At 68.4% G+C, this 8,865-nt stretch carries 7 protein-coding genes; 2 read left to right on the forward strand and 5 right to left on the reverse strand.

Annotated elements, in window-relative coordinates:
- Positions 1 to 54: 54 nt before the first annotated feature.
- Genes Y710_RS11670 through aspS form a run of 3 tightly spaced genes read right to left on the reverse strand, consistent with a single transcriptional unit; the run spans position 55 to position 4,417 of the window.
- Positions 55 to 1,419, reverse strand: coding sequence for a replication-associated recombination protein A (locus Y710_RS11670; protein ID WP_062367520.1), 1,365 nt, complete (start codon positions 1,417 to 1,419; stop codon positions 55 to 57).
- 9 nt (positions 1,420 to 1,428) lie between these two features.
- A complete protein-coding gene (locus Y710_RS11675) occupies positions 1,429 to 2,574 on the reverse strand; it encodes a phosphotransferase (RefSeq protein WP_006894787.1) in 1,146 nt (381 codons plus the stop codon).
- A 7-nt stretch (positions 2,575 to 2,581) separates the two neighbouring features.
- On the reverse strand, positions 2,582 to 4,417 hold the full coding sequence (aspS, locus tag Y710_RS11680; protein WP_006894786.1) for an aspartate--tRNA ligase: 1,836 nt from the start codon (positions 4,415 to 4,417) through the stop codon (positions 2,582 to 2,584).
- 136 nt (positions 4,418 to 4,553) lie between these two features.
- Here aspS and Y710_RS11685 point away from each other — a divergent pair, with 136 nt between their 5' ends.
- On the forward strand, positions 4,554 to 5,426 hold the full coding sequence (locus Y710_RS11685) for a KPN_02809 family neutral zinc metallopeptidase (RefSeq protein WP_062367521.1): 873 nt from the start codon (positions 4,554 to 4,556) through the stop codon (positions 5,424 to 5,426).
- 10 nt (positions 5,427 to 5,436) lie between these two features.
- Here the strand turns inward: Y710_RS11685 and hisS are convergent, their stop codons facing one another.
- Positions 5,437 to 6,702 carry a histidine--tRNA ligase gene (hisS, locus tag Y710_RS11690; protein ID WP_062367522.1) on the reverse strand — a complete coding sequence of 422 codons (1,266 nt, stop codon included), beginning with the start codon at positions 6,700 to 6,702 and terminating at the stop codon, positions 5,437 to 5,439.
- The gene (locus Y710_RS11695; protein ID WP_006894783.1) at positions 6,699 to 7,382 is read right to left on the reverse strand and encodes an MBL fold metallo-hydrolase; all 684 of its coding nucleotides are present in this window, start codon (positions 7,380 to 7,382) and stop codon (positions 6,699 to 6,701) included. Before Y710_RS11695 ends, hisS begins: the two co-directional genes overlap by 4 nt.
- Positions 7,383 to 7,533: 151 nt before the next feature.
- Here Y710_RS11695 and Y710_RS11700 point away from each other — a divergent pair, with 151 nt between their 5' ends.
- The gene (locus tag Y710_RS11700; RefSeq protein WP_006894782.1) at positions 7,534 to 8,463 is read left to right on the forward strand and encodes a peptidylprolyl isomerase; all 930 of its coding nucleotides are present in this window, start codon (positions 7,534 to 7,536) and stop codon (positions 8,461 to 8,463) included.
- Positions 8,464 to 8,865 lie beyond the last annotated feature (402 nt).

Below are 8,865 nucleotides of genomic sequence, written 5' to 3' on the forward strand. Positions count from 1 at the left end.
CTTCGTAGAAGTCGGGCAGAGAATCAACAGTCGAGTTTACGCCCCACCGGCGCGTCACCTGCGGGAGCGCCCCCGGGAAGTGAGCCCGCGCACGATGGAGCGCAGACGACCCACGCGCGGGGCGAGTTCCCGTTCGAATCCGTGGTCGGTCGGCTCGTAGTAGTCGACGCCGACGAGCGCGTCCGGTGCGTACTGCTGCGCCAGCACCCCGTCGGGGTCGTCGTGCGGGAACCGGTATCCGATCGCGTTGCCCAACTTCTTGGCTCCCGCGTAATGACCGTCGCGCAGATGCGGCGGGACGGCGCCGGCCTTGCCCGCCGCCACATCGGTCATCGCCTTGCCCAGCGCCGAAGTCACCGCACCGGACTTCGGCGCGGTCGCCAGATGGATGGTGGCCTGGGCCAACGCGAGCTGCGCCTCGGGCATCCCGACCATCTGAACGACCTGCGCGGCGGCGACGGCCGCCTGCAGCGCCGTCGGGTCGGCCATGCCGATGTCCTCACTGGCGTGGATCATCAATCGCCGCGCGATGAACCGGGGATCCTCCCCCGCGGTGATCATTCTCGCCAGATAGTGCAGCGCGGCGTCGACATCCGATCCGCGGATCGACTTGATGAAGGCACTCGTGACGTCGTAGTGCTGATCGCCGTCGCGGTCGTAGCGGACCGCGGCCCGGTCGATGGCGGCTTCCACGTCGGCGACCTCGATCACATCGCCGGCCTCGGCCGCGTCCGCGCTCGCCTCCAGTGCGGTCAGCGCGCGCCGCGCGTCACCGCCCGCCACCGCGACCAGGTGGTCGAGCGCCTCGTCAGACAGTTCCACCGAGCCGTCGAGGCCGCGCGGATCGGCGACGGCCCGGCGCAGCACGGTCTTGACGTCGTCGTCGGTCAGCGATCGCAACTGGAGCACCAGAGACCGCGACAGCAGCGGCGCGACCACCGAGAACGACGGATTCTCCGTGGTCGCCGCCACCAGCAGCACGATCCGGTTCTCCACGGCGTCCAGGAGCGCGTCCTGCTGAGTCTTCGAGAACCGGTGGACCTCGTCGATGAACAGCACCGTCTGCTGTCCGTGCGCCAGCCGTCGCCGGGCCATGTCGATGACGGCACGGACTTCCTTGACACCCGACGAGAGTGCCGAGAGCGCCTCGAAACGACCGCCGGTGGCCTGGCTGATGAGCGAGGCCATCGTGGTCTTGCCGGTGCCGGGCGGACCGTAGAGCAGTACCGACGCGGCACCCGAACCGGCGATCAGCCGCCGCAGCGGCGAACGCCCGCCGAGCAGATGTTCCTGGCCGACGATCTCATCGAGCGACGCCGGACGCATCCGGACGGCGAGCGGCGGCGCGGGCCGACCGGCCGCACCGGACTCGACCGCGTCACCGGAATCGTCCGGTGTCCCGAACAGACCCTCGTCCACAGCTCCCGATCACCCGAACCAGTAGATCCGCAGGGCCTCTTGCATCCGGTCCGCGGCGTCGATGAACTCGCCGCCGACATCGTACGAGTCCCCCGAATCGGCGAGGTCGGCCCACCGGGACAGCACCACGCGCGCGTCCGTGGTGTGCAACGCCCAGTCGTGTCCGCTGGAGTCGCCGCGGATGAGCCAGTAGGTGGACAGCCACACCCACAGCGCACGCGCGTGGAAGATCCGTTCGGCGAGGCCGCGATCGCTGATCGACGGCCACAGCGGCTTCACCTCGCCGCGCCAGGCGTCCGCGAGGGACTTCTCCAACTCGAGCCGCTCGGGCACCACATCGACGGCGAGCCGGGCCGGGAAGGTCGCGAGCGCGTACGCCACATCGAGTGCCGCATCGCGGAACTCGCCCCACTCGTAATCCATGAACTGGACGCCGTCACCGTTGATGAGAATGTTCTCCGGGCCGACGTCGGCCGGGCTGAACGCCCGGAAGTCCCCTTCGTCGAACAGCCGCAGGCTGTTCTCGAGCGTCTCGCGGGCGCCTGCCGGCAACTCGACGTCGATGCGTTCGAGAATCTGCTCATACGCGTCCACCGAGGCCGCGGCCTCGTCGACGATGCCGCCGTCGGAGGCGAAGATGCGCGAGGCGGTGCCGCCGCGGTCCTTGCCGCTGATGTGCATCAGGGTGCGGAAGTCCTCTTCGCCCCCGAGAGTGGCGGCGTGCATCCGGCCGAGCGCCTGCCCCCACGCGCTCACACCCCGTTCCACCTCGTCGGCGTCGTTGGAGCCGAGCAGTTCCACCATCGGCCGGCCGTGGCCGAGGTCGGTGAGCACCAGAATGCGCGCCTCCAGTTCGGAGGCGAGGAGCTGGGGCCCGGGCCGCGAACGGGTGGGCAGCGCCGTGGCATAACGGTAGGACGCGATCTCGCGGAGCACCTGCGACGCGGGAGTCTGCTGGTCGAAGGCCTTGACGACGACGGTTCGGTCCAGCGACACCGGGTTGTCGAGCACGCGGGCCCGGATGACGGTGGACCGCCCGGTCCCGCCGAGGTCCTCGGGTCCGTCGAGCCGCACCGCGGTGCCCGCGCGCTTGGCGAGGACGCCTTCGGCGGCCTCCAGAACTGACGTGATCCGTTCGTCAGCGATTACAGTCATGGCTTCCTCAGGCTTCGGACGCCTTCGTTCCGGCGGCCGCACCGGCCTCGTCCACCTTCTTCTTGTCCGAGTTGTTCTCCGGCTTCTGCGGCTTCGCGTCGATGCCGGTCTCCTTGCGCTGCTCGGGAGTGATCGGCGCCGGAGCGTCGGTCAGCGGGTCGATGCCGCCTCCCGACTTCGGGAAGGCGATCACCTCGCGGATCGACGGCTCGCCGGCGAGCAGTGCGGTGATCCGGTCCCAGCCGAAGGCGATGCCGCCGTGCGGCGGCGCACCGTACGAGAAGGCGTCGAGCAGGAAGCCGAACTTCTCCTGCGCGTCCTCCTCGCTGATGCCCATGATCTTGAAGACACGCTCCTGCACATCGCGACGATGGATGCGGATCGAACCGCCGCCGATCTCGTTGCCGTTGCAGACGATGTCGTAGGCGTAGGCCAGCGCCTCGCCGGGGTTCGATTCGAGCAGATCCATCGACTCGGGCTTCGGCGAGGTGAAGGCGTGGTGGACGGCAGTCCACGCGCCCGTCCCCACCGCGACGTCGCCGGCGGCCGTGGCGTCGTCGGCCGGCTCGAACAGCGGGGCGTCGACGACCCAGGTGAACGCCCAGTCGCCGTCCTTGATGAGTCCGAGCTTCTCGGCGATCTCACCGCGGGCCGCGCCCAGCAGCGCCCGCGAGCTCTTGACCGCACCGGCGGCGAAGAAGACGCAGTCGCCCGGCTGGGCTCCGACGTGAGCCGCCAGACCTTCGCGCTCGGCGTCGGAGATGTTCTTCGAGACCGGCCCCGTGAGGCTGCCGTCCTCCTGGACCAGCACGTACGCCAGGCCGCGGGCGCCGCGCTGCTTGGCCCACTCCTGCCAGGCGTCGAGCTGCCTGCGCGGCTGCGACGCGCCGCCGGGCATCACCACGGCGCCGACGTACGGCGCCTGGAAGACGCGGAACGGGGTGTCGGCGAAGAACTCGGTGCACTCGACGAGTTCGATGTCGAAGCGCAGATCGGGCTTGTCGCTGCCGAAGCGCCGCATGGCGTCCGCGTACGTCATCCGCGGGATCGGCGTGGTGATCTCGACGCCGATCAGCTTCCACAGCGCCGCGAGGATCTCCTCGGCGAGGGCGATCACGTCGTCCTCGTCGACGAAGCTCATCTCGATGTCGAGCTGGGTGAACTCCGGCTGCCGGTCGGCGCGGAAGTCCTCGTCCCGGTAGCAGCGTGCGATCTGGTAGTACCGCTCCATGCCTGCGACCATCAGCAACTGCTTGAACAGCTGCGGGCTCTGCGGCAGTGCGTAGAACGATCCCGGCTGCAGTCGCGCGGGCACGAGGAAGTCGCGGGCGCCCTCGGGTGTCGACCGGGTCAGCGTCGGCGTCTCGATCTCGACGAAGTCGTGCGCACCCAGCACCGACCGCGCCGCCGCACTCACCTGCGAGCGCAGCCGGATGGCCTTCGCCGGTCCCTCGCGGCGCAGATCGAGGTAGCGGTGGCGCAGTCGCGCCTCCTCGCCGGGCTGCTCGTCGAGCTGGAACGGGAGCGGAGCCGACTCGTTGAGGACCACGAGTTCGCGGGCGTTGATCTCGATCGCACCGGAGGCGAGCGAGGCGTTCTCGCTGCCTTCCGGCCGGACCTCCACCTCGCCGGTGACCTGGACGCAGTACTCGGCGCGCAGCCGATGAGCCGCTTCGGCGACCTGTTCGTCGCGGAAGACCACCTGCACCAGACCGGACGAGTCACGCAGATCGATGAAGACGACTCCACCGTGGTCGCGCCGGCGCGCCACCCATCCGACGACGGTGACGGTCTGCGAGGCGTCCTCACGACGCAACGATCCGGCGAAATGAGTGCGGAGCACTGGGTTCCTTCCTTCTGCGCAGCACAGAGCTGCCAGGGTTCACGGTGTTCCAGCCGATTCTACGGACCCCCACCGACAAAGCGACAGTCGCATCGACGTCACGGCCGGCCGCCGATGTCGCGGCTACTGTAAGCCCATGACGTTTCGAGGGAGCGGCCCGCTCGAGGGCGGGAGTGTCAGCGCCGGCGGCTCGGGAGGAGGCGGCGGGCGCATGGTCGTCGGGGGCGCGGCCGGCATCGTCGTGGCGATCGTGGCGCTGCTGTTCGGTATCAACCCCGGGGACATTCTCGGCGGAGGCTCGGACTCGTCGTCGAACCAGCAGGTCGCCGGTTCGGGCGCCGGTTCGAACAACGCCGAGATGCAGCGCCATCTCGACAGTTGCACCGTCGAGATGGCCAACACCGACGACGCGTGCCGCATCAAAGCCACGACGATCAGCCTCGACAAAGTGTGGTCGAACCTGATGCGGGGCTACACCCAGCCCAAGACGGTGGTCTTCAGCGGCAGCGTGAACACGGCGTGCGGCGCCGCGTCGTCGGCGATGGGGCCGTTCTACTGTCCGGGCGACGAGACCGCCTACTTCGATCCGTCGTTCTTCGCCGACCTCAAGAGGATGGGCGGGTCCGACGGTCCGCTGGCCCAGGAGTACGTCGTCGCGCACGAGTTCGGCCATCACGTCGAGAACCTGACCGGCGTGCTGGCGAAGGGGCAACGCATGGGCAACGCCGGCTCGGTGCGCATCGAACTCCAGGCCGACTGCCTCGCGGGCGTGTGGGCACATCATGCCGACAAGGGTCCCGACGCGATGCTGGAACCGCTGTCCGACGAGCAGATCCAGACCGTGATCCAGAGCGCCAAGGCCATTGGCGACGACACCATCCAGGGCTCGCGCTCCAACCCGGAGAGCTGGACGCACGGTTCGGCGGCGCAGCGCGTCCGCTGGTTCAAGATCGGCTACGACGGCGGCGACGCCCGCCGGTGCGACACCTTCGCGACCAACGACCTCTGATCGCGCCGGCTCAGGCCAGCGCGGCGACCACCGACGCGACCGCGTCGTCCAGGCCGATCCGGCGCTGTTCGCCGTTCGAAAGATCCTTGAGCTCGATCGTGCGCTCCTCGAGTTCGCGATCACCGAGAACCAGGGCGAGGCGGGCACCCGAGCGGTCGGCCGCCTTCATCGCGCCCTTCAGTCCGCGATCACCGTAGGCGAGGTCGACGCTGACGCCCGCGGCACGCAACTGCGCTGCGAGCGAGACCAGCTCACTCTTGGCCGCGCTTCCGAGGGGAACACCGAATACCTGAACCCGGCCTTCGCCGGCCACCGAGACGCCCTCGGCCTCCAGCGCCAGCACCGTCCGGTCCACGCCGATCCCGAAACCGATGCCCGAGAGATCCTGCTTGCCTCCCACCTGACGCATCAGACCGTCGTAGCGCCCACCGCCGCCGATCCCCGACTGCGCGCCGAGACCGTCGTGGACGAACTCGAAGGTGGTCTTGGTGTAGTAGTCCAGCCCGCGCACCAGGCGCGGATTGATCACGTACTCGACGCCCAGCCGGTCGAGGTGACCCCGGACCTGCTCGAAGTGATCGCGTGCCGAGTCGCTCAGGTGGTCGAGCATCAGCGGCGCGCTCGCGGTCGCCTCCTTGATCTCCGGCCGCTTGTCGTCGAGCACGCGCAACGGATTGATCTCCGCTCTCGCGCGCGTCGCCTCGTCGAGGTCGAGACCGAACAGGAACTGCTGCAACGCTTCCCGGTACTGCGGGCGGCAGGTGTCGTCGCCCAGCGAAGTGAGTTCGAGTCGGTAGCCGGACAGACCGAGACGCTTGTATCCCTCGTCGGCCACCGCGATCACCTCGGCGTCGAGCGCGGGGTCGTCGACGCCGATGGCCTCGATCCCGACCTGCTGGAGCTGGCGGTAGCGGCCGGCCTGCGGCCGCTCATACCGGAAGAAGGGGCCCGCGTAGCAGAGCTTGACCGGGAGCTGGCCGCGATCGAGACCGTGCTGGATCACCGCGCGCATGACGCCCGCCGTGCCCTCCGGACGCAGCGTCACCGAGCGGCCGCCGCGATCGGCGAAGGTGTACATCTCCTTGCTGACGACGTCAGTCGACTCGCCGACGCCGCGGGCGAAGAGCGCGGTGTCCTCGAAGATCGGCAGTTCGATGTGCCCGTAGCCCGCGCGGTGCGCCGCGCCGGTCAGTGCGTTCCGTACCGCGAGGAAGTCCGCCGAGGCCGGCGGGAAGTAGTCGGGGATGCCTTTCGGCGCCGCAAATTCTCCACTCACAGTCCGAAACGTCCTTTCTTGTTCGCATCGGGAAGATCGAGCAGGAACGGGTTGGAGGCCCGCTCGGCTCCGATCGTGGTCTGGGGTCCGTGACCCGGGAGGATCACGACGTCGTCGCCGCGCACCATCAGCTTGTCCGCGATCGACTCGAGCAGCGTGCGGTGGCTGCCGCCGGGCAGGTCGGTCCGGCCGATCGACCCATTGAACAGTACGTCGCCGGAGAAGCAGACCTCACCCGAGTCCGGCGTCAGCAGCACACTGCCCAGCGAGTGCCCGGGCGCGTGGTCCACCGACCATCGGATTCCCGCCGCGTCCACGTCCTCGCCGTCGACGAACTCGATGACCTTCTCCGGTTCGTCGAAGGTCATGTCGCCGATCATCGACGAGAGCGCGCTGCCCAGGCCCATGCCGGGATCGGTCAGCATCGGGCGGTCGTCGGCGTGGATGTACACCGGGATCGAATACTCGTCGGCGAGTTCGGCGGCATTCCAGGTGTGGTCGAGATGACCGTGGGTCAGGAAGACGGCCACCGGCGTCAGGTCGTATTCGGCGAGCGCCGCGCGAACCTGGGGCGCCGCGTCCTGGCCCGGATCGATGATGACCGCGTCGCTGCCCCGGTCCTCGGCGACCAGATAGCAGTTGGTCTGGAACATGCCCGCGGGGAATCCGGCGATCAGCACGGTGGCACACCTCCTCGTCAACGCCCGGCGATCTGCAGGGCGACACGTCGGAGTCCATTGTCTCATCGGCCCCGAAGACCGCTGCGATAGCATGGGGCGCGCTGCCGTGACAGTGCTCAGTCCCACATGCCGCACAGGAGGTTCCACCAGCGTGTCGTCCAACGAAGAGCGTCGCGACGCTGCCCGCCGCAAGCTGGAAGAGCGGCTCGAGAGCGAGCGCCGTGCCGCACGGCAGCGGCGGATCACGATCATCTCAGTGTGCAGCGTGGTGGTGCTGGCCGCGGTCGCCGTCGGCGGCTACTTCTACTACCGGCATTGGGACGACCAGCGGCACACCGAATGCACGTACACCAAGACGCCCAACGATCTGGACCAGCAGCTCAAGTCGCTCGAAGAGCAGCTCAAGACCGCGCCGGCCGATCAGAAGGCCAAGGGCGAGCAGTACATCGCATTCATGCGCGAGGGTGCAGGCAAGCTGCGCACCTCCCCGATGCCGGAGAGCCGGACACTCAACACCGGCACCGTCGGATGGACGCTGGACACCAACCTCGGACAGGTGCCGATCACCCTGGACCGCTCCGAGGCGCCGTGCAATGTGAACGCGATCGTCTCGCTCTCCGACAACCACTACTACGACGGCACCGACTGCCACCGGCTCGCGCAGAGCGATCAGCTCCACATCCTGCAGTGCGGCGACCCGACGCGCACCGGCGCCGGCGCCCCCGGCTGGAGCAGTCCCGACGAGAACCCCACGAACCTCAAAGAGGGCGAGATCAGCCCGCAGATGTTGCAGATGGGCATGACTCCCCCGGTGGTCTACCCGCGCGGCACCGTCGCGATCGCGAACCGGAACGACGAACAGAACGGCGTCGCCAACACCGGCAGCGCCCAGTTCTTCATCGTGACCAAGGACACCCAGCTCACCCCGACCCTCGCCGTGGTCGGCAAGGTCGACGACGCCGGCATGAAGATCATCGACAAGGTGGTCGCGGGCGGCATCGATCCGGGTCCAATCGGCACCGACACCAACGGTTTCCCGAAGACCCCGCTGCAGATCAAGTCGACCTCGATCACCGAGTAGCCCGAGCAGAGTGCCCCTGCTCCCCGGCTCGTCGAGCCAAGAGAGCGAAGCGACACGGCGCATCGAGACACACACGCAATCTCGACACGCTCCGTCGCTACGCTCCTCCGCTACTCGAAAACCCTGTTATCCAGGCCCGTCGAGAAAGCCGAGGGAAGCAAAGCGACACGGGCACATCGAGACCCACCCGCAATCTCGATACGCTCCGTCGCTCCGCTGCTACCCAGGCCAGTCGAGAAAGCCAAGAGAGCGAAGCGACACGGGCACATCGAGACACACCCGCAATCTCGACACGCTCCGTCGCTGCCCTGCTACCCAGGCCAGTCGAGAAAGCCAAGAGAGCGAAGCGACACGGCGCATCGAGACACACGCACAACCTCGATACGCTCCGTCGCTCCGCTG

Origin of the sequence: Gordonia sp. QH-12 (genome assembly GCF_001578675.1) — a bacterium.
In the GTDB taxonomy this organism is placed as follows: domain Bacteria; phylum Actinomycetota; class Actinomycetes; order Mycobacteriales; family Mycobacteriaceae; genus Gordonia; species Gordonia sihwensis.